The sequence below is a fragment of the Bacillus coreaensis genome (assembly GCF_050586445.1).
In the GTDB taxonomy this organism is placed as follows: Bacteria; Bacillota; Bacilli; order Bacillales; family Cytobacillaceae; genus Robertmurraya_A; species Robertmurraya_A coreaensis.
In genome coordinates, this window is the sequence record NZ_JBOCCY010000004.1 from 199,851 (window position 1) to 221,449 (window position 21,599).

15 protein-coding genes and 1 pseudogene are annotated in these 21,599 nt (G+C 38.5%); 9 read left to right on the plus strand and 7 right to left on the minus strand.

Features of this window, described 5'->3' with window-relative positions; genetic code table 11:
• Positions 1-2: 2 nt before the first annotated feature.
• From ACQ5H4_RS08685 to ACQ5H4_RS08700, 4 genes are all read right to left on the minus strand, one after another.
• Complete coding sequence (locus ACQ5H4_RS08685; protein ID WP_430774542.1) at positions 3-1,196, minus strand: acyltransferase family protein; 1,194 nt, start codon at positions 1,194-1,196, stop codon at positions 3-5.
• Between the two features lie 240 nt (positions 1,197-1,436).
• Positions 1,437-2,063: a recombinase family protein gene (locus ACQ5H4_RS08690; protein WP_430774543.1), complete on the minus strand. Its 627-nt coding sequence runs from the start codon at positions 2,061-2,063 to the stop codon at positions 1,437-1,439.
• 195 nt (positions 2,064-2,258) lie between these two features.
• Positions 2,259-2,984, minus strand: coding sequence for a hypothetical protein (locus tag ACQ5H4_RS08695; protein WP_430774544.1), 726 nt, complete (start codon positions 2,982-2,984; stop codon positions 2,259-2,261).
• A gap of 407 nt (positions 2,985-3,391) precedes the next feature.
• On the minus strand, positions 3,392-4,420 hold the full coding sequence (locus tag ACQ5H4_RS08700; protein WP_430774545.1) for a hypothetical protein: 1,029 nt from the start codon (positions 4,418-4,420) through the stop codon (positions 3,392-3,394).
• Positions 4,421-4,592: 172 nt separating this feature from the next.
• On the opposite strand from ACQ5H4_RS08700, the gene ACQ5H4_RS08705 reads away from it, so the two are divergent.
• Together ACQ5H4_RS08705 and dprA are read left to right on the plus strand one after the other, a co-directional pair.
• Positions 4,593-5,483: a YifB family Mg chelatase-like AAA ATPase gene (locus tag ACQ5H4_RS08705; RefSeq protein ID WP_430774546.1), complete on the plus strand. Its 891-nt coding sequence runs from the start codon at positions 4,593-4,595 to the stop codon at positions 5,481-5,483.
• Positions 5,476-6,528, plus strand: a complete 1,053-nt coding sequence (gene dprA, locus ACQ5H4_RS08710) for a DNA-processing protein DprA (RefSeq protein ID WP_430774547.1) — start codon at positions 5,476-5,478, stop codon at positions 6,526-6,528. Before ACQ5H4_RS08705 ends, dprA begins: the two co-directional genes overlap by 8 nt.
• A 156-nt stretch (positions 6,529-6,684) precedes the next feature.
• On the opposite strand, the gene celB is transcribed toward dprA, so the two are convergent.
• Together celB and ACQ5H4_RS08720 are read right to left on the minus strand one after the other, a co-directional pair.
• Positions 6,685-8,028 (minus strand): PTS cellobiose transporter subunit IIC, encoded by a 1,344-nt coding sequence (celB, locus tag ACQ5H4_RS08715; RefSeq protein ID WP_430774548.1) that lies wholly within the window; start codon positions 8,026-8,028, stop codon positions 6,685-6,687.
• 477 nt (positions 8,029-8,505) lie between these two features.
• Positions 8,506-9,231 (minus strand): CBS domain-containing protein, encoded by a 726-nt coding sequence (locus tag ACQ5H4_RS08720; RefSeq protein ID WP_430774549.1) that lies wholly within the window; start codon positions 9,229-9,231, stop codon positions 8,506-8,508.
• Positions 9,232-9,399: 168 nt separating this feature from the next.
• Between ACQ5H4_RS08720 and ACQ5H4_RS08725 the strand changes: the two genes are divergently transcribed.
• The 7 genes and pseudogenes from ACQ5H4_RS08725 (at position 9,400) to ACQ5H4_RS08755 (ending at position 20,735) form a co-directional block, all read left to right on the plus strand.
• Positions 9,400-9,591 (plus strand): antitoxin VbhA family protein, encoded by a 192-nt coding sequence (locus ACQ5H4_RS08725; protein WP_430774550.1) that lies wholly within the window; start codon positions 9,400-9,402, stop codon positions 9,589-9,591.
• Between the two features lie 360 nt (positions 9,592-9,951).
• Positions 9,952-17,157: a type I pullulanase gene (gene pulA / locus ACQ5H4_RS08730; RefSeq protein ID WP_430774551.1), complete on the plus strand. Its 7,206-nt coding sequence runs from the start codon at positions 9,952-9,954 to the stop codon at positions 17,155-17,157.
• Positions 17,158-17,244: 87 nt separating this feature from the next.
• Positions 17,245-17,805, plus strand: a complete 561-nt coding sequence (locus tag ACQ5H4_RS08735; RefSeq protein ID WP_430774552.1) for a class D sortase — start codon at positions 17,245-17,247, stop codon at positions 17,803-17,805.
• Between the two features lie 138 nt (positions 17,806-17,943).
• Positions 17,944-18,795, plus strand: coding sequence for an N-acetylmuramoyl-L-alanine amidase family protein (locus ACQ5H4_RS08740; RefSeq protein WP_430774553.1), 852 nt, complete (start codon positions 17,944-17,946; stop codon positions 18,793-18,795).
• A 308-nt stretch (positions 18,796-19,103) separates the two neighbouring features.
• Positions 19,104-19,658, plus strand: a pseudogene (locus tag ACQ5H4_RS08745) (class D sortase).
• A gap of 119 nt (positions 19,659-19,777) precedes the next feature.
• On the plus strand, positions 19,778-20,233 hold the full coding sequence (locus ACQ5H4_RS08750; RefSeq protein ID WP_430774554.1) for a B-box zinc finger protein: 456 nt from the start codon (positions 19,778-19,780) through the stop codon (positions 20,231-20,233).
• A gap of 202 nt (positions 20,234-20,435) precedes the next feature.
• The gene (locus tag ACQ5H4_RS08755; protein ID WP_430774555.1) at positions 20,436-20,735 is read left to right on the plus strand and encodes a hypothetical protein; all 300 of its coding nucleotides are present in this window, start codon (positions 20,436-20,438) and stop codon (positions 20,733-20,735) included.
• A gap of 51 nt (positions 20,736-20,786) precedes the next feature.
• Here the strand turns inward: ACQ5H4_RS08755 and ACQ5H4_RS08760 are convergent, their stop codons facing one another.
• Positions 20,787-21,401, minus strand: a complete 615-nt coding sequence (locus ACQ5H4_RS08760; protein WP_430774556.1) for a PH domain-containing protein — start codon at positions 21,399-21,401, stop codon at positions 20,787-20,789.
• Positions 21,402-21,599: the final 198 nt, after the last annotated feature.

Here is a 21,599-nt window from a genome sequence, read left to right on the forward strand (position 1 = left end):
ATTTATATGTGCTTGTATTCTTTATTGCTCGTAACAATCGGTCTTGTAAAGAACCTACCTATTTTTATAGCTGGTTTTTCGACTAGAGAATACATAAGACTTGAAATAACAAATGTTCCTACAACTACAATCAAACAAATAGTCCATATAGGCATAATACCACTTAGTAGGTGTATACACGAGAATAAGACTGCTAGATGTGTTAAATATAAACTATAAGATATCTTACCAATGTAATTCACAAATCTGTTTCTTAGTATTTTCGAGAATAGATTAGGTGAAACTGCAAATGAAATTAAAATAGTTGCCCCAAAAGAAGTAAACCAAGTATCAATAACTGCTCTATAGAATGGATTAAAATCTTGAATTAAGATATTTAATACAAATGAGGGATGAGCATAAAGGTATAAAATTATTCCAATAAGAAACAAAAGAATTTTACTCTTTATACTAAGAGTTGAGAGTTTATTGATAACATTTACTCGATATTTTGCAAGTAACGCTCCTACTATAAATAAGGAAGTGCAATGAATTGTATAATACAATTCTGTCCCTAAAAAGGGCTTATCTGATGTAAAAGAAACAATAATACCAATACTTGATAATAGAATTGCTAATCCAATTCCCTTTTTAAAATCTGATTTGATTAATATTAACATGATCACTGGAAAAATTAGAGAGATTCTCATTTCATGTACTAATGACCACACTACATTATTTAGATTACTTGTAAATGTGCCAACTAATAACAAATGGTCTTTTATAGAATTATAATCCAATGACTGCGACCAATTCACATTAAACCAAGCTGTTAAACCTTCTACTTTTCCTGTATAGAACATTTCTCTAAATATAATTGCGATTACCATAGCAATTATATAAGGTATATAAATCCTACAAAAACGTTTAACAGCATATGCTCCATAATTAAAATGTTTTTTAGAATAAAAAGGTAAAGATAGCACAAATCCACTCAAAACAAAGAATAATGTTACTGCTTCACTTCCAGCAACTGTAACACGTAATAATCCATATTCAAACAGTAATTTAGAAACAATAGTTTCATGGAAGATTAGATACATATGGCTAAAAAATACTGATAATGATGCTAACCCCCTAAGCGAATCTAGTTCTTCATAGCGACCAATAATAAACGCCCCCTTTATTATGATAAGAAATCTCGTATTGTTGGACAAATGATAATAAGTTTTTTTAAAATATCCATCCTATCTATGTACATATCAATATAGAAACTATATCATCTTTTTTGTTCTATTTAAAGAACATTTTATTCTTTATTTTAAATTGCCTCAATACCATACATTTAAACAGGACTTAAAATTAGAAATATGACTAGACATTATGAACCCTAAAAAATCTATTGCTATCAGCTTTAAAATTGCACATTAAAAAGACACTCATTAATTTATGAGTGTCTAAATTGTTAGTTCATACTCTCCTATAATTTTATAGAAGGTGTTCTTCTTTAACTCTAACATGGTCATAAACTCAACGCTTGTAATCTCTTTTCTTTTCCATTTAGGATAGTTGCCTTCTAACGTTTTCTTTTGTTCTTTATTAAGAGTGTTTAAATCTAATTTTGGTCTACCTAGATGTTTTCCTTGTGCCTTTGCTACTTTTATTCCTTCTGCTTGTCGTTGCAAAATATTATCTCGTTCACGCTCACTAACGAAGGCTAACACTTGCAAAACCAAATCAGATACGAAAGTTCCCAATTGGTCTTTATATTGCGTTGTATCGAGTAAGGGCATATCCAATACTTTTATATCAGCTTTGATATTTTGTGTAATATCTTCCCATTCCTTCTTTATCTCTTTTGAGTTTCTTCCAAACCTATCAATAGATTTAATGTAGAGTAAATCCCCTTCACGTAAACATTGTTTTAATGCTTGGTATTGGCTTCTATTAAAGTCTTTTCCACTCTCTTTATCAATAAATATATCTCGTTTGTCAATGCCTAATGCTTTGATTTCTTCTAGTTGCCTTGCTTCATTTTGGTCTTTACTTGATACCCTTATATAAGCAAATGTTTTCTTACTCATTATGCTTCACCATTCCTATAGGTTATTTATTAATTAAATTATAACCCATCAGTTTATAAAGATAAACAATACTTTATAAACGTTTATAAATAATAAAAATACCCTTTACAAACAACAAAAACACCTCATTATCTATAGCCTTAAAGGTATACCTTAATAAACTATAAAGAGCCATATTAAGATGTATGTCATTGTTTAATACGTCTGTTCAATGGCCTTTTTCACAAGACTTATTAGACTATTCATGGTTCTTTCCATACCCGTAATAATTGTATGAATCTCCTCTTTATCCGTTACATGACCAACTTTATTGCGTAACGATGTATAAACTGATTTTGTTTCTTCTGTACCATCAGTTCTCTTCCGGGTCATTAATTCATTATTAGGGTCATGTTCTGCAATAAACTTTTCAACCCTTTTTTGTTTATCACCATTAATAAGTGCTAATAAACTATAAAGTAGTAAAAATTTTGCAATCGTATCATCAATTAGCATAATTTTTCTTAAAAAAATATGGTAAGGATTTGAATTTAATTCTTTAATGAATTTACTATTCTTTAGACTATCAGAAAGCTCAGATGAAAAATCTCCAATAATCTGTTTCAATCCAAGAGTAGTTGAAGACGCTGTTCCATAAACATATCGATTACCATCGCTATAATATGCTATTGGAATCGAATTGTAACTAATACTGAACCTATAAGAAACTATATGAAGAATGTCTCCTAGTAAGTCATTCGTGAAATTCCTTGCACGTTCTTTATCATTAACCTTATCAGTAAAATAGAATCTTACATCTAATAAATTATTACTTTCTTGTTCAATTTCAACCCTAATTACATACTCACTATCATATTTATGAATAAACTTATTGGGTAATGGAAAACTAGGTATCTCGACTTTATATTGGATATAATTCATATAGACCCCCATATTATGATAAATAATTCCCTCTTTATAACACTATTTTCCACTTACTTTGTTCGTTAAAAATTGCCTTTTATACAGCTAATCTAGCTAAATAAGATTTAAAAAACATCAAATTTTCCTCTCACATAATTGCGAATATATTTTTTAATATAAATTTTACCATTTAACCCTATAATTTGTATGTAATAAAATAGAAAAGACTTATAGCGTTTGAAAATATTATGTGAAAAACACACGGTAAAAGCATGTCAATAGACGAGATTTAATGAAATTTCATACGGTACAGGTATTTAATAAACTGTGGGAGTATAATACTTCTTTTTACAGCAATTCTTTTGATAAAAATCGAATCTTATTTATCAGTAAGTAAGCAAAAACAAATAACTAAGCGTTATAGCCTAGTTATTTGTTTTAAAAATAATGTTTTTATATCCATCTAAACTAAATTTTTCTATTAATTCCCTATTTGCTTTTCTATATTCAAGCCCATGTTTTCCTTTAATGATAGAAATACTTCTATTAAATTCTCTTTCAATAATCGCAGTTTTACTACCTTTTAAAAATCCATACTCTTTATTATTAACCTTTTTAAAATTAATCTCCAATTCGTTAATTATTTTACTCTTGGTCGTATATCCAACTTTTTCAATCTCATCTAATATAAATTTTTCTATTTCTCCAGATACATAATTACTATATTCTGAAACAGATCGATTATCTTGAAAAACCTTGTCAGCAAATTCCTGTCCAAAAACGTTAATTAAAAATATCTTTGAAAAGGCATTTGCTCTATAATTATTTTCTAACATAGTTTTTGCTAATCGGTTGGCTTTCATGAGAGTTTTTTTATCATAAAGAGGAATAGTATAAAATGTAGCTTCTTTTAGTTTAGTTGCATTTATATTCATAAATTTTGCCAACTGTTTTTTCTCTCTTATCGCTCTTCTTCTCATGGTTCTATTAATATTATCAAATGGTACTTTTTCTATTAAACCTAGAGTACAAAAGATATTAATATTTCTATTCCAAGTATTGTAATTTGAATAATTAAAAATTAAGGGCAAATCCCTGCTTTTAGCAAAAAAATAAAAATGACCATTCTTAGTTGCCAATCGGCTAACCATCTTATCAATCGAATAATGAATAAAGTCGGTTAAATAACGCAAATTTCGGTTTATTACCCTATATAAGAAAGTATAGTTTTCTTTTAGGCTGTTGTTATCCTTTAAAGTTGAAAGATTTTTCTCTAACTTAATGAAATGGTCTATAATATTCTCAGCATAAAAATTCGGATAACGAGTATGATGTTTTTTTAATAACTTTTCTAAACCTTCTTTTGTTATATCAAAGGGTTCTTTATCATTGTCCACAACTTGACCTTTATTAATGGTAAACCTCGGTATTAGCAATTTCTTATTATTATTCAATTTCACCACATCATTTCTCACGATTATTTATATTCACATTATAACTTTGTGGAACAATAAATAGTGCCACTTAATATTTTACATGGTCTTATTTCTAAATCAAGTCAAAACCATGTATAATAAGGCATTTTCAATAACAATATATATCTTGATATTGTAATATAATCTCCTAATGATTGGGCCACCCGGTTGTGGCAAATCAATGATTGCTAAAAGAATTCCTACGATTCTTCCTGAGATGAGTGAAAAAGAGTCATTAGAAGTAACCAAGATTTATAGCATAGCAAGTATGTTACATGAAAAAGGAACCTTAATAACACAGAGACCGTTTCGTGCACCCCATCATAATGCTTCAACAAACTCACTCATTGGAGGTGGACCATTTGCGAAGCCAGGAGAGATTTCTTTTGCACATAATGGAGTTCTTTTTCTTGATGAGATCGCTGAGTTCAGTAGGAAAACTCTTGATGCTCTAAGGCAGCCTCTTGAGGATCAGATGGTCACAATCACTAGAGTGTGGGGTTCAAACTCCTATCCTGCTAATTTTATGCTAGTTGGTGCGATGAATCCTTGTCCTTGTGGTTATTTTGGGAATGAAAAATGTAGATGCACAGACTACGAAATTATTAAATATCGGCAAAGATTATCAGGTCCGATCATGGATCGAATGGATATTCAGAAATACGTTAATAACGTAAATTTCTTTTCAAATGTTCTTCCATCAAAAAGTTCGGCTGAATTAAAAGCGCGGGTGGACAATGCAAGAAAGATCCAGGAAAAACGGTACAAATATATATCAGGAATAAGCTCAAATGCTCAACTAACGGCATCCTTAATCACGCAATTTTGTCCTTTAGATTCTGAAACTACTTCATTGCTTCAAAAGGCATACGATCGTTTTAAGTATAGTGGTAGGAGTCTTCATAAATTTATAAAAGTGGCGCGGACCATCGCTGATCTAGAAGGTGAAGAGAAAATAAATTCAAATAACATGAGAGTAAGTTTACAAAGTAGAGACTTGGATAAAGACGCATTTCATTTGTTTGGAGGAGGCCATGGATAAGTATTGGATTTGGCTATCAACATTAAAATATATTGGTCCAGTTATGCAGAAGAATCTCTATTCATATTTTAATGGTGATCTTAAGAGGATTTACGAATCAACACAAACGGAATTGAGTGGAGTTCCTGGTATCACTACACGAATGATTCAACAAATAATGGATAACAAGAGTTTTGAAAAAGTTGATTCAATTAGCAGAACCATTGAAGAAAAGGGTATAGGTTTGTTACCCGTTACTGATGACAGGTATCCGGAAATCGCAAAGACATGTGGGGAGTCGCCAATCCTACTTTATTATAAGGGTAAGTTGCAGAAATTTGAGCGGTCGATTGGAGTCGTTGGTGCGAGACGTTGTACTGAATATGGGAAAAAAGTAGCCAGGGACATAGGAAAAGAACTTGCTAAAAGGGACGTAGTATTAGTGAGCGGCTTTGCGAAAGGTATTGACTCGTATTCACAAGCTGCCTGTATGAAGGCGGGTGGTAAAACGATTTCTTTTTTAGGGAGTGGGGTGGACATATGTTATCCCTCTGAACAGCGAAAGCTATATGATGAACTGCTTGAATCAGGAAGCGTATTTTTATCTAAATATCCACCTGTAACACCAGTTAAACAACAGCATTTTGTCGAAAGAAATGCCTTAATTAGTGCTTGGTCAAACGAAGTCATTATAGTTGAGGCTGGTGTCAAAAGTGGGGCACTCTGGACCGCGAAGTTTGCTGAAAGACAGAAACGGGAGGTATATGCAGTCCCGCATCCCATCTATTCATTAGATGGTCAAGGATGTAATCAATTATTGGTAAAAGGAAAGAGGCCATATGTTGGAGTGGAATCAGTATTTCACGAAAATGCGAGTATGGATTCTATAGCTGCTACTAAACTAGATACAAATTTAGTTTTATTGGAGAAAATACCACAGTCTAGCTCAATCAGCAAATTAAAACAGGTGTTAGGGTCGGAACATAGAGATCTAGAAGAGCAACTATTTTCATTGGAATTAGAAGGAAGAATTATTATAAGAGGAGATCAAGTAGTTAGAATATAACGATTAAGGGTTGGCTCACAAAGAGCCAACCCTATTTTTATGAAAAAGTGTCCACTCCACACGTACAAACTGGGTGGAACTGTCCACGAAGGGTGACAGACACCCTCCGTGGACAAAACTAGCCAATCTGTCTTTTAAGGGTGTCTGTCACCATAACTACATATTCACTGTGTTATCTGTAGATGACGTATTCGTAGCTGCACCTTTCTCTTCGGCTAGCTTCTGTGTGTCCCACATTTTAAAGAATGGGAAGTAGATGAAGAATGACACTACGATGATAGCCAATTGAAGAATGGCACCTGAGATACTGCCTGTGATGATATAACCGTTTAGGATAGGAGGCATGGTAAACGGTGTTACGACACCGATTGGTTTTGCTACCAATCCTAAATCCATGGAAACAAACGTCATAATAACCGCAGCAACTGGTGCTAAGATAAATGGTATCATCATAATTGGATTCAGAACGATGGGCATACCAAACGTTACTGGTTCATTGATATTAAAGATTCCTGGTCCAATACCAAGGCGCCCTAACTGTTTCATCTGTTGGCTTCTTGCGAAAAATACCATCGCGAGTACCAAAGAGAGAGTTGTACCAGATCCACCAATAAAGACAATATCATTAAATTCGTTTGTTACAATATTTTTTACAGGTTCGCCAGCTTCAAATGACATCGCATTTTCTTGTGTCAGAGTTAACCAAACCGGTAAGATAACTGCGTTAACAATATTTGCTCCGTGTAAACCTAAGCACCATAACATTTGAATAAGTATAAAGACAATAATTGTTCCAACCAAGCTTGTGCCAAGGCTCGTTAACGGCTGCTGCAAGAGGACGGATACAACATTGTGTATGCTGCCGAAGTCACCAATGTTTTCTACAAGCAAGCGTAATCCCCATGCTACAACAACAGCTACAAACGCTGGTATTAAGGCAGAGAATGATCTTGAAACAGCAGGAGGTACTCCATCTGGTAGCTTGATTACAATATTCATTTGAGTAATTTTTCGATAAATTTCGGTGGATAGGATGGCAATGATCATCCCAACGAATAAACCTTTACTTGTAAAAAGTCCAGTATTATATGCATTTTCCAAGATGTCTGCACCGGTATTTGGATCTTGTCCAATCACATAGCTAGTAAAAGGAGATACAACAAAGTAGGCAGCAAGTGAAATGGCAGCTCCAGCTAGTGCATCGAGCTTATAACTTTCAGATAAGCGATATGCGACTCCAAATGTAGCGACGAGCCCCATGATCTCGAATGTCCCACGGTATGGATACAAGAGGCTAGTTTTAATGGTAGGGTGTTCTGCTAGATAGTTAGTCCAAGCGGCAATTGGGAAGTTAGCAATGATTAAGAAAAGAGAACCAATGATAATCAGTGGCATGGCTAGGATAATACCGTCTCGTAGTGCACCAAGATGTCGCTGGGCAGCCAATCTACCTGCCACAGGCATTACTTTTGTTTCTAAGAAGCTATTAAATTTACTCATCCTCTTTCCCCCTATGTACGTCTTTAACTCACGTCCTAAGATCGATCTATAAATATTTAATAGGTGAAAACTCTTCTGTTTTTCTGGATGCGATAAATAAATACCTCATATGTTCGTATGTCCCCTGATAACTAAATAACTGAAGATTCAGATACCTGGGTGTGTAGGTGTTGGTGATATTTGACAAGTACTTGTAATCAACATTGTAATCGCTTACACATTGTGGGTAAATAAACATTATGTATATAGAGATTTTTACCATTCGTTGTAATTTATTCCTTCAGAGAAACACTATGTATTCCTTTAGGCTTACTAAATAAACACTTTAGAATAAGTTAGGAAACAGACTGTCCGCCCCACGCGTACAAAAACACAAAACTGTCCACGAAGGGTGACAGACACCTTATTAACACCGCAGTAGTGCTTAATACGTAAAAGACACCTGCATCACTGCAAGTGCCTTTACGTTGAGTCTATTCAATTTTCATCCTGGTAGTCCAACTCTATTAGATCCCAAGCAGTAATGATTCCTAGTGGTCTTTCGAAATTTCTTCCATTTTCAGTAATAATAATCGCTTCTAAATCCACCTTATTCTTATGTTTTTCTTCATAAATTTCTTCTACTGAAAAGATGTCCATTGTTTTTGAAACAAACTCTATTGGGTGGTTTTCTACCGTTGAAATAATATCAAAAACCCGAATGTCAGTAATATCTACAATCGTATTGATCAGATTCTCAGACATCCACCTAACAATATCATCAGTGGATAATAAACCTATACATTCTTTATTTTTATAGAGAGGATATTGAGCGTATCCATATTCTTTTATGACCTTGAATACCTCTTGTAGGCTATCTTCGTAATCAAAACAAATCACATCTTTAGTCGCGATGGATAATGCATAATTTGGTCTTCTGAACACTTTAGCAATCATTTCAATATGTTCGACAATCTCCCCATGGGGTTCGGCAATATAAAAGCCTAACTCACGCTTATCATGGACAATCGCATTTCTTAATTTAGCATATTGTTTTAAATCCTTTTGATAAGTTGCTATCAACTGATGTCTATTCGCACCTCTATCCAGCAACACTACAAATCTATCGTCATTTATTTTTACTTTGGTTTTTAGCACTTCATGGATTTGGTTAAAGGCAACCTCAAAGCGCTCCGATAATGTATAGTTCATCGTATGTTTCATGGTGGTAGCTCCTATTATATGTAAGTGGTAATGAATGTATTTTACATGAAACTTAAGGATTGTGTAAAAGGTCCTGCACTATAAAAGTTTAACTGTCCTCTTGTATACTATTAGAATGGTGATATTAGGCGAAAGATCAGAAGAAACTCATATTTAGGAGGGATATCAATGATAAAGTCAAATGAAGAGCCACTTGAAAAGGCATTACGAAATGCGAAAGCATCTCTAGAAATCTCAGGCTTAAACGTGACAGCGAAACATGAGAAGCTAGTTCAATCAAGGCTAAACGGAGAAATAAGCGAAGAGGAATTTTTGAAAAAGGCGTTAGAACTAGCAAGGAATCCAACGAAGACTAAGTAATAATGTAATGGAGTGTCCATCTCAGGCGGACAAAAGTGTAGGATCTGTCCACGAAGGGTGACTGACACCGCTCGTGGACAAATTGTACGATTTTGTCTTTTTGTGGTGACAGACACCATAGTGGGGTGATATTATTAGGTTAGTAGTTTGTGAAAGCGCTTGCGCAACTTGTTGCACAGGGCGTCAACTGAACTATTATCTCTTTTTTCATCTTTTGTGCAACCGATTGCACAAACCTCTGCCACCCATTGCAACATGAAGCTACATAAAGTAACAAGTTGTACCACATTTCTCAAAAAACAACACCAAGATCTACAGTTAGCCAGCAACATCCGTAAAACAGAATAGGAGGAGAAGCGATTGAGTAGGAAGAACATGAGGGCATTCTCGATAGTGATGGTTTTTGCTCTGCTACTTCAGCTAGTTTCAGGAAGTGGATTGTATACAAGAGCAAACGCCGAAACTACACCAGCGAGCCCGATCATCCATGAAGACAACAGCGTTACCTTTAACTATGTGAGCACAGGGGAAACTGCCGCGTATGTCATTGGTACCCATAACAACTGGACGCTTGAGACAGCGACCCCAATGACCTTAGAAAACGGTGTGTTTACCGCAACTTTACCAACCCTAGCGGAAGGAAACTATGAATATAAGTTTCTATTAAACAACAAAAGCTGGGATCAAAGCACGGCGGACCCATTAAACACGAACCCGAAAGCGGGGGATAATTCGACTTTCCTTATCGGACCGCCACCAGCGACAGCCTCAAGTCCAATCATCAGCGATGATGGCACGGTCACGTTCCAGTACTTAGGTGAGGCTGACCGTGTGCGTGTCGCAGGCAGTTTTACGAGCTGGGCAGACAACGCAAAAGAGATGACGAAAAATGCTGAAGGTGTGTGGCAGCTCACCACTGAGCTTGCTCCAGGAACGTACGAGTACAAATTTATTATTGGGGAAAGCAACTGGATCACCGACCCAAGCAACCCGAACCAAGCGAACGGAAACTCCGTCGTCCATGCACCAGGCCTAATCATCAACGCGCCAGCCACAACGAAAAAAGGCCAAACGGTCACTCTCTCTGCGAAAGCACTTAACGAAAAGGGAGAACAGTCTGATGTGACTCCACAATGGAGCCTGAAGGATGGTAGAGTCGGAATCGCGTTATCCAACAACAGCTTATCGATCGCTGATACGTATTCCGTTAAACCAAATGACAGCATCACCGTCCAAGCCTCTCTTGACGGAAAAACAGCAGAAAAAACAATTCAAATCCTAAGCACTACTTATTCTTATACGATTAATTACTACCGCTTTGATGATGCCCAAAACAATTGGGATATGTGGATTTGGGAGGATGGAAAAGAAGGAGCAGCTTATCCATTCACGACAACCGTCGACGGATTTGCGCAAGCAACGTACGAATTCTCATCAAGCTCCATCAACATCATCACAAGACCAGGAGACTGGACGACACAAGATGTTCAAAGAAAAATAGAGATCAAAGATGGCAACTCAGTAGAAGTTTGGCTCACCCAAGACCAAGCCGAAGTAAGCTACACCAAGCCTGACTTAACGGCAGCTGTTCAAGCGGCATTAATGGACGCAAAAAACAGCATCACCGTTTCCGTAAACAAAAAGCTAGCGGATGACACCATCTTCACACTAACCGATGTCGCTGCGAACCAAGACATTGCAACAACAGTAACCAAGCTTAGCGACACAAAAGTGAAGCTAACCATCACAGACCCATCCATAATCGACGTAAGAAAGCAATATCAAGTGAACGCAACAGGTTACCAACCTACAAAGGTGACCATGAGAAACATACTAAACGATGATCAATTCTATTATGATGGAAAAGACTTAGGCTACACATACACACCATCAGAAACAAATTTCAAACTATGGGCACCAACTGCTCAAAAAGTAAGCGTTGCCACCTACGATAACCAAGGAACATATGAAGGGGCGTTCGTCACTGACAACTCAAACGGTCAGGAAACCCTAATGACTCGTGCTTCAAACGGGGTATGGTCACTGACCCTAAACGGTGACCAAAACGGAAAATATTATATGTACAAAGTCGAGTTCGCGGACGGAACGACCAACTATGCTGTTGACCCATATGCCCGCTCCACTTCGCCAAACGGTCAACGGACAGCGATCATCAACTTGGATGATACCGACCCAACCGGTTTTAATCCTGAAGCAAAACCAGCGTTTGTGTCGCCAACCGATGCGATTTTATACGAGTTGCACGTTCGCGATTTTTCAATAAATGAAAATTCAGGCATGACCAATAAAGGGAAGTACAAGGCATTCACCGAGTCGAACACCACGGGGCCAAATGGCGTCAAAACCGGCTTAGACTCACTAAAGGAATTAGGAGTGACACACGTTCACTTACTACCAGTCTATGACTTCGGTTCCGTGAACGAGCGAACGGTCGATGACCCGAACTCCACCGACCCTAAGTTCAACTGGGGCTATGACCCGATCCACTTCAACGTACCAGAAGGATCGTACGCCACCGACCCAGCGGACCCAACGTCACGCGTGACGGAGTTCAAGGAAATGGTTCAAGCCATGCACAACAAAGGCATTCGCGTCGTGATGGACGTTGTGTACAATCACACGTACATCCCTGAAGCGACCCAGCTTTCTGGTGGTTCTCCGTTTGATAAAATCGTTCCGGGCTACTACTACCGTACGGACGATGCCGGAAAAATTACAAACGGTTCGGGCACAGGAAACGAAGTCGCATCCGAACGACCGATGGTTCGTAAGTATATTAAAGACTCCGTGAAATATTGGGCATCCGAATATGGAGTCGACGGCTTCCGCTTTGACTTGATGGGCTTAATCGACCGTCAAACCATGAGCGAGCTAACGAAGGAGCTGAAAGAAGAAGTTGATCCGAGCATTCTGATTTATGGCGAGCCATGGACTGGCGGATCCACAAGCTTAGATGCTTCCTTACAAAACTTCAAAGGAACGCAAAAAGACCAAGGTTACGCGGTATTTAACGACAATATCCGTGGCGCCATTAAAGGCGGAAGTGATGACGCATCCACTGGTTTCGCAACAGGCGCAACTGGAAAGGAAGCGGACGTTGCAAAGGGTGTCATCGGTTCAATCACCGACTTTGCGAACCGTCCATCCGAAAGCATCAATTACGTGACCGCGCATGACAATTTGAACCTGTGGGACAAAATGATGAAGGTCGCGAACCAGGATATCACGACGGATCCGCACGCGATTATCACGGAAGACATCGCGCTACAAAACGAATGGGTCAAACGCAGCCTACTAGCGAATGGCATCGTGCTTACGTCACAAGGAATTCCTTTCCTCCATGCAGGGGAAGAAATGCTAAGAAGTAAATACGGTAACCACAATAGCTATAAGAGTCCAGACAGCATCAACCAAATCCGTTGGGAGCTGAAGGACCAATACCAGCCAGTGTTCGACTATTACCAAGGCTTAATTGAGCTACGTAAAGCGCACCCAGCGTTTAAAATGAACACAAAAACAGCGATTGAGCAAAATCTGCAAGTGTACAAAACTGAAGACAATATCGTTGCATTCCAGTTGAAAAACTATGCGAACAACGATTCTTGGAAAAACATCGTCGTCATTTACAATGCGAACAACGCAGCGAAGGAAGTTAGCCTCCCATCCAGCGCGACTTGGAATGTCGTAGTCGACGACCAAGCGGCCAGTGTCGAAACGCTTCGCACGATCAATGGGGCTCAAGCAACCGTCTCTCCATTATCGATGATGGTAATGTATGATGAGGCGGAAGGTGAATACACACCAACGGTCACAAGCATCGAAACGAGCACAACCAGCTTTGCGATCAACCCAGGCACAACGAAAACGATCACGGCTTACGTGAAAGACCAAAAAGGTCGCATCATGCTCGACCAAAACATCACATGGACGTCTTCCAATCCAGAAGTAGCAACAGTGGAAGGCGGGAAAGTCTCCTCTGTGAAAAATGGGTCAGCAACGATTGTTGCCGCAGTGGGTGATGTGAAGGCGGAAATTCTAGTCACGGTGGCCACACTCGCACCGAAGAGTATCACGATTTCAGGAGATAATTCCGTTTATGAAACGTATACGGCTCAGCTATCCGCGCTAGTTCGTGACCAATTCAACCAAGAAATGCTTGGCGCAAAGGTTACTTGGACATCGTCTGACGAGAGCATTGCCATCGTGGATGGAACAGGCAAAGTATCAGGCTTAAAGCCAGGAACCGCAACGATTAAAGCAAAAGCAGGTGAAGCAGAAGCAACAATTGCTTTAACGGTAAAGAAAAACGTGAAACGCTATGTTCGCGTAAAATACGTAAGACCAGATAAGGATTTCACTGACTGGAATATTTGGGTATGGAATACAGGCGTGAAGAACGATCAAATCGACTTTACGGAAATCAATGATGATACAGCGATTGCCAATATTGAAATCGCGCCAACAACCGAATCCATTGGCTTCCTCATCCGAAAAGGAACGGACTGGGCAACGGCGAAGATTGCACCGGACAGTGACGACCATGTGGTGAAAATTGACCGTGATGAAGTCATCACAAAGGTAACGGTGGTCACAGGTGTGGCGGGCCAAACCGTTGTACCAGCAGTAAAAGGACCTGTTTTAGAAGATGGAAATGTAACGTTCTACTATCGTGATGAAGAGCTGTACCAAAACGACGAGATGCACACGATTGAAGGCGTGAAGGTGAAAGTCGGAGCTCAGGAATATGTGATGACATATGACGAGAAGAATGAGTACTTTTACTACACGTTGAAAAACCTCGACCCAGGCACCTACGAGTACAGCTTCCTTGTGACAAAGGACGGCGAAACAACTGAGGTGACCGACCCGAAAAACACGGTCGATGGCAAATCGGTCATTGTGTATACCGTGCCAAAGGTGACAATAGAAGGTCAGGTCTCACCAGGGAAAATCACGCATAACGAAAATGCCGTTTTAAAAATCAACGTGACAACGGAAGAAGAGGTTACTTATAAAGAAATGTACGTGGATTTGGCGCCACTTGGTGGGAAATCCAAGCTCATGATTGACCCGCAGCTTCAAGCCGTCACAATCGGAGTGAAGGATTCGGTTGCTGCAGGAATCAAGAATCTGACGGTAACCGCGGTGGACGAATTCGGAAACCGTCACAATCAAACGGTACCAGTTGAAGTCGCACCACGAACGTACCAAGGAGATCTTGACTTTGATTGGGATGAAGCACGAATTTACTTTATGCTCACAGACCGTTTTAAGGATGGAGACACAAGCAACAACCCGGTTGGATACGATCCGAACCACAGTGAAGCATATCACGGTGGGGATTTCCGAGGAATCATCAATAACCTTGATTACTTGGATGACTTAGGAATCAACACAATCTGGATTTCGCCAATCGTTGATAATATCGACTTCAATAAGGGTGTCGATTTTACAACAACCGAGGGCTTAGATGCGAAGCAATACGCGTATCATGGGTACTGGGCAAAGGACTTTACGTCTCTAGATGAAAGCCTCGGTGACATGGAAACATTCAAAAAGCTAATAGAAAAGGCGCACGACAAAGGCATCAAAATTATGGTGGACGTCGTGTTAAACCACGCTGGTTACGGAATGGATTCCATCGAACCGAACTGGCAGGGTGAAGCAGGCCTACCAACTGCAGAGGAGCAAGCGGCATTAAAGGATATGCTTCGTACCACAATGGAGGACCCAACCGTTCGCGGAGAACTAGACGGACTTCCTGACTTTAGAACCGAAGACCCAGACGTTCGTGCCAAAATCATTGAGTGGCAAACCGCTTGGTTGGAAAAAGCAAGAACGGATAGCGGAGAAACGATCGACTACTTCCGTGTCGACACCGTGAAGCACGTCGAAGAAACCACATGGATGGCGTTCAAAAATGCGTTAACCGAAATCAGCCCGAGCTTCAAAATGATTGGCGAATATTGGGGAGCTAGCGTCACCAATGACGGAGGCTACCTGCGTTCCGGTCAAATGGACTCGTTGCTTGACTTTGATTTTAAAGAAAAAGCAAAGAACTTTGTGAACGGTGACATCAGTGGAGTCGAGTCATATTTAGTCGAGCGCGATGCTCGTATCGACAACACCTCAACGCTTGGACAATTCTTAAGTTCGCATGACCAGGACGGCTTCTTGTCCGAGTATGTGGGTGGCGATGTTGGCAAGCTGATGGTCGCAGCGGCCCTGCAAATTACGTCCAAAGGTCAGCCAGTCATTTACTACGGAGAAGAGCTTGGGAACTCCGGCAAATCAAGCTGGGAATCTAGTAATGGCGTTGTATCCGCATTCGGCCAAAACCGTGACGGAATGCCATGGGAAAAGCTTGAAAGTGGAGACGAAACCGCGGTTAAGCTGCATGACCACTATGCTAAGTTGCTAAATATTCGTGGCGATTACTCGAAGATTTTCTCGAAAGGTACACGAATGATGGTGGCTGGCGGTAATGAAGAGAAGTACTCCATTACGAAGCGTGAGTACCTCGAAAAGAAAGTGTATGTTGGATTAAACACAGCCACAGAAGCGAAGAAGGTCACATTTGCGGTGGACTTTGAGCCGGGCACGGTGCTGGTGGATGAGTATAGTGGAGTGAGCTATACCGTTTCTGGTGCGAGGGAAGTAGCGGTGGATCTTGCTTCTCGTGATGCGGGTGGAACGGTTATTTTAGCTGAGGCGGCAACTACTGGGGAGCCAGGTGACGGAGATGGTGGAAATAATTCGGGGAACCCAGGAAATCCAGGGAACGGAGGCAATAATCCAGGAAATGGTGGAAACAATCCTGGAAATCCGAATAGTCCAGGAAACCCAAGTGTTCCTGGCAACCCTGGAAAGCCAAACAATCCTGGCCAAAACAACGTAGTAACAAAGCCAACTTTGAAAAATAGAGTCGCAACCATTACAGACGCTGAAGTTACACAAGTGGTTCAAAACGGTACAATCACCGTTGAAATGAAAGAAAAGAATGCAAAAGTAAGTTTTACTGCTGAGCAAATTAAAGAGCTCAAGGAAAAAGGAGCAAAGATCGTGTTTGCGAATGGGGAAGCCTTGTTAACTATCCCAGCATCCATACTTCCAAACGGTGCAGTAAGAATTGAAATGAAGCAAATGAAAAAGGTCGATGGTGCTGTAAGTGAAGTGTACGACTTTACCATTTACGATGAAAAGGGTAAAAAGTATACAAAGTTCAGCTCACCAATCACGATTACCTTTAATGTAGGAAAACAGTCTAACCCAGAAGGCCTAGAAGTCTACTATTATAATGAAGAGGCGGATAGATGGGAGCTTGTCCCTGGAGCCGAGTACAAAAACGGTCAGGTAAGTGTTCCAACGACTCACTTTAGTACATTTGCGGTTTTTAATAAAGATGTAACTAAGGTAGCGTCAGCTCCGAAAGTAGGAAAGGCATTGCCAAACACAGCAACCCATCTATTTAACGTATTGTTGCTAGGAGTGGCGCTACTTTCTACGGGATTAACGATGTTTGGAGTTAGATTGAGAAGGAAATAGATTATAGAGGAAGGGAATCTCTCAATAGAGGGATTCCCTTTTTCCCCAAAAGGAGTGCTATAATTTTTAAAAGGGGGACTGGACAGGATGAAGGTTATTATTTATCTTTTCATTCTCTTAGGACTAGGTATTACTGGATATGCAGGGTATCAAATTCTGCATTCGAATGTACAGGCAGAACAATCCTTGATGGAAGCAAAGGGTGTTGTGGAAACTCAGGAAGAGCAAGTGGATGAGACTGCTTTTGAGCCAGAAGTTGGAGAAGTGGTAGGGCTACTCTTATTACCAAAGATAGAGTCAGAGCTAGCAATTGTTGAAGGAACCGATCCAGACGTACTCGCAAAAGGAGTTGGCCACTACAAGGGTTCTTTTTATCCAGAACAAGGTGGCCAAATTGTCTTATCAGGTCACCGTGATACCGTATTTAAACGGGTAGGGGAACTAGAACTTGGTGATGAACTTGTTATGAAGATGCCGTATGGAGACACATCGTATAAGATTGTAAATACGAGGATTGTTGATGCTGACGACACAAGTATTATTACGTTGCAGGATCAGGAAGAGCAGCTTATTCTCACCACCTGTTATCCGTTTGGGTATATTGGGGATGCTCCTGAACGGTATATTATATATGCTACTAAGCAATAAAAATTGATGGCCAAACCTAAAGGGTTTGGTCATTATTTTTTAGAAAAAGATAGTACTACTTCGAACGAAAAAAATCCGCTATTGCCTAGTTTGCTCTTTTACCAATAAAGGGAAAAGGGTAAATAATAAATTAGTGAGGTGATTACCATAGTTAAAATATTTATAGATCCTGGTCACGGTGGTACGGATCCTGGTGCAGTAGGAAATGGTATTCAGGAAAAAAATATTACACTCCAGATTTCTCAAAAAATTAGAGAAATTTTAGAAAGAGAATATTCTAATGTAGAAGTAAGAATGAGTAGGACTGGAGATCAGTCTTTAAGTCTTAAACAAAGGACAGATATGGCTAATCAATGGGGAGCAAATTTCCTGTATTCAGTTCACATTAATTCCGGTGGTGGTATAGGATACGAAGATTTCATTTATAGTCGATTATCTAACACTTCGAGAACAGCTCAAATGCAGAGAACCATTCATGCAGAGATTGTATCAAGAAATGGTATGACCGACAGAGGTGCAAAGAAAGCAGACTTCCATATGTTACGTGAGAGTAACATGGATGCAATTCTTACAGAGAATGGATTTATTGATAATCCGAGTGATGCGGCAAAGATGAAAAATCCAACATGGATAGAGTCTACGGCTAGAGGTCATGTAGTAGGCTTAGAGAAAGTGTTTAATCTTACTAGAAGACAAGGTGCACAAACACAGCCTCAAAGAGTATCTACTTCACCCTACAAAGAAACAGGTGTAATTCGTTATATCTACACTGGTGGTTTTGCCGGTCAAGCATTATTAGATGTCCATACATTTCTAACCACTAAAGGGTATTCATTTAAAGCAAGGAGCAATAATGACTTGTCTATTTCCTTCTTAATCGGACCTTTTGATGTAGGAACAGAAAGTTATGCAAGATTAAAATACTTCTTAGATCAAAACAAACATCATAATACTCTTTTAACTAGGGAAGAAGCAGATAAATGGAGATAATGCCCTCTTTTTGAGGGCCTCCTTATAGAAAATTCACATGTTTCTATACATAAGAAAATGATTCAAAAGGTGCTTCGCTAGTTATTATGGTATAGACAGTGCTGATAACTAAGCATTTGAAGCATATAGTAATGATACCGAATTTCGTAGTAATAAGATTGTGGAACCAGGAACCATTCTAGCTAAGCTTGAAGACCTTCAGATTAGAAATTCATTCACACGAAATAGTCTGGGTTAGCGAGATTCCTTTTGTTACCCAATAGTGTACTATGATTTTTCTAAAGGGGGAATCAGACAGAGTGAAATAGATCATTTATCTATTCATTCTCTTGGGATTGGGGTTTACTGGTTATGCAAGTTATCAGATTTGGCAAACGAATATAATAGCAAATAAATCGTTGAAAGAAGCAAAAGGAATTGTAGAAGAAACCTCTTCAGAAAAGATTTATGAGGGTACTTTCAACCCAATTACTGGGGAAGTGGTAGGTTTACTTTTAATCCCCAAGATATATTCTGAATTAGCTATTATAGAAGGTACAGATCCAGACGAGCTAGAAAGAGGAGTTGGCCATTATAAAGGCTCATTTTTTCCAGGAGAAGGAGGACAAATTGTCTTATCTGGACATCGTGATACTGTTTTTAAACAGGTAGGGGAGCTTGGGCTTGGGGATGAGCTTGTTTTGAAGATGTCTTATGGGGAATCCTCCTATGAAATTGTAAATACGAAAATTGATGATGCAGATGACACAAGTATTATTACCTTATAGCATCAGAAGGAAGAGCTAATTCTAACTACTTGTTATCCGTTTGGATATATTGGTGATGCGCCGGAGAGATATATTATATATGCGAAGAAGAAGTAATACTTCTAAGATATTCAAGTTTAATTAAAGAATTCTCTTGCTAGACTTTTTTACCAAAATATATTGATTTTTACCACTTATGTAGTATTATGGTAATAGTTCAAAAGGGGGGTGATATTGTGAAGTGTCATAAACATTATGAGATGGACGCAGTATCGACTTGTGTCGACTGTGGAAAGGCTCTATGTCCACAATGCTCTGAAAAGTTTACTTTTCCTATTTGTGATAGTTGTAACTTAACAAGAATTAAAAATGACAAAAACCTTCTTGTTAAAAACTCTATTATTATGGCAATATTGTTTATCATAGGTTTTTCTTCTTCTAGCGGTGGATTTTTCGGTGCTTTATTATTAGGGTATTTCTTTGCAGGAATCCCATGGGGATGGAGCGCGCTAAATAAAATCACACCTAATATTTTCCTTTTTATGCCACTTATCGGCTGGGTAATCTATTTTGGTATTAAACTTGTATTATCATTATTAATTGGTATGTTTGTAACACCATTTAAGATTTACCAGATTGTGAAAGGTATGAAAGAGGTAAAGGAACTTGAGGAGTACACTAGGGCTTCTTAATAGTATACATAACCAAAGGGTGTCCCAAAGTTTTGGCTTTGGGACACCCTTTTTTTAATTCCAGACAATTAGTTGTTTTTATTTAGATTATTTAGTGAATCTTAAATTAATATTTACAAAAAACAGGAAAAACCCTAATATTTAGACTTGATAATAGAAACCATAAAATCCCTTTTTCGTCTAATATTAAGAGGTGTTGTAAATGTTGAGGTTCATGATCTTATTATTAATTTTGGGTTTAACAGCTTGTTCTAGTCCAGAGGATGTATATTTAGAGGGATATGTCACATATAGAGATAAGAAGAGTGTTGAGGTGGAGCTTATAGGAGCTACAAATCACAGTTCTAATAATATAACTGTTAAGGTCAAGAGTGAAAACATGTTAACAGATGTAGATGAAGGTGAGAGTATAGTGGTAAAGTGTAAAGGCATAAACTGGTGGGCAAACCCTCCGGAAGCTGAGGCCTTAACAGTTGAAACTATTAGTTTTAATGAATATTGATCATTAAATAAGAGGGGAAACTTGATCAGGTCCCCTCTTTCTATCTAAAAATTAATTATTAATATACTTCTCAAACACATCACCAAAATCTTTTTCATGATACTGTTCACGAATAGAAGTTAACCAGTTGAAGCCAAACTCTGTTAGTTCCTTGTACTGCTCAGATAGCTTCAATTCCTCTGTACGAGAGTTTTGCAGAATAGCAACAGCCTTCGCCAGACTTTCGTTTGCTAAGCTAGTCACTACTGAATTTTCATAAGTAGTCTCAGAGATTCGTAATAACGCCTTATACAAATCCTTCAGCTTTTCAATTTGATCCTTTTGCACATCAATATCAAACTGAACATCACCTAAACGGAATTTAATCTCCACATCCATATCAAGCTTTCCGGCAGTTTCTAATGTAACGTTGGAAATCTTGTGCTGAGAATAGGGGTAACGATACAATGTTCTTTTAGATGAAGCAGCACTTTGCCCATCCACATGAATCAAAGCTAAATTCGTAAAGCAATATTCATCTGCCTTTGTCTTGATTAAGAAGTAAATTCTTTCATTGTCTTCATGCATGACATAATCGTCAGCATCAGTCTTGTCAAAATCCTTTGGCTCAATAATCTTTCCAATATCCGATAAACCTAATGCATCAGCAGCGATTTTTTTAAACAACTCCATCATCCTCCTAGAAATTATGTACTATTCCATTTTAATTCCATTTTTGACAATTATGAATACTTTTAGAAAATTCCCCAATTGTAAGGGTAGAATGTCATAAAATTATTCTTCTATTAATTACAAATTTTGTTATAATTCTCATAGAATGGTATTTTTATAATACAATAATAATTGAAGATAAGTGGGGAAAAA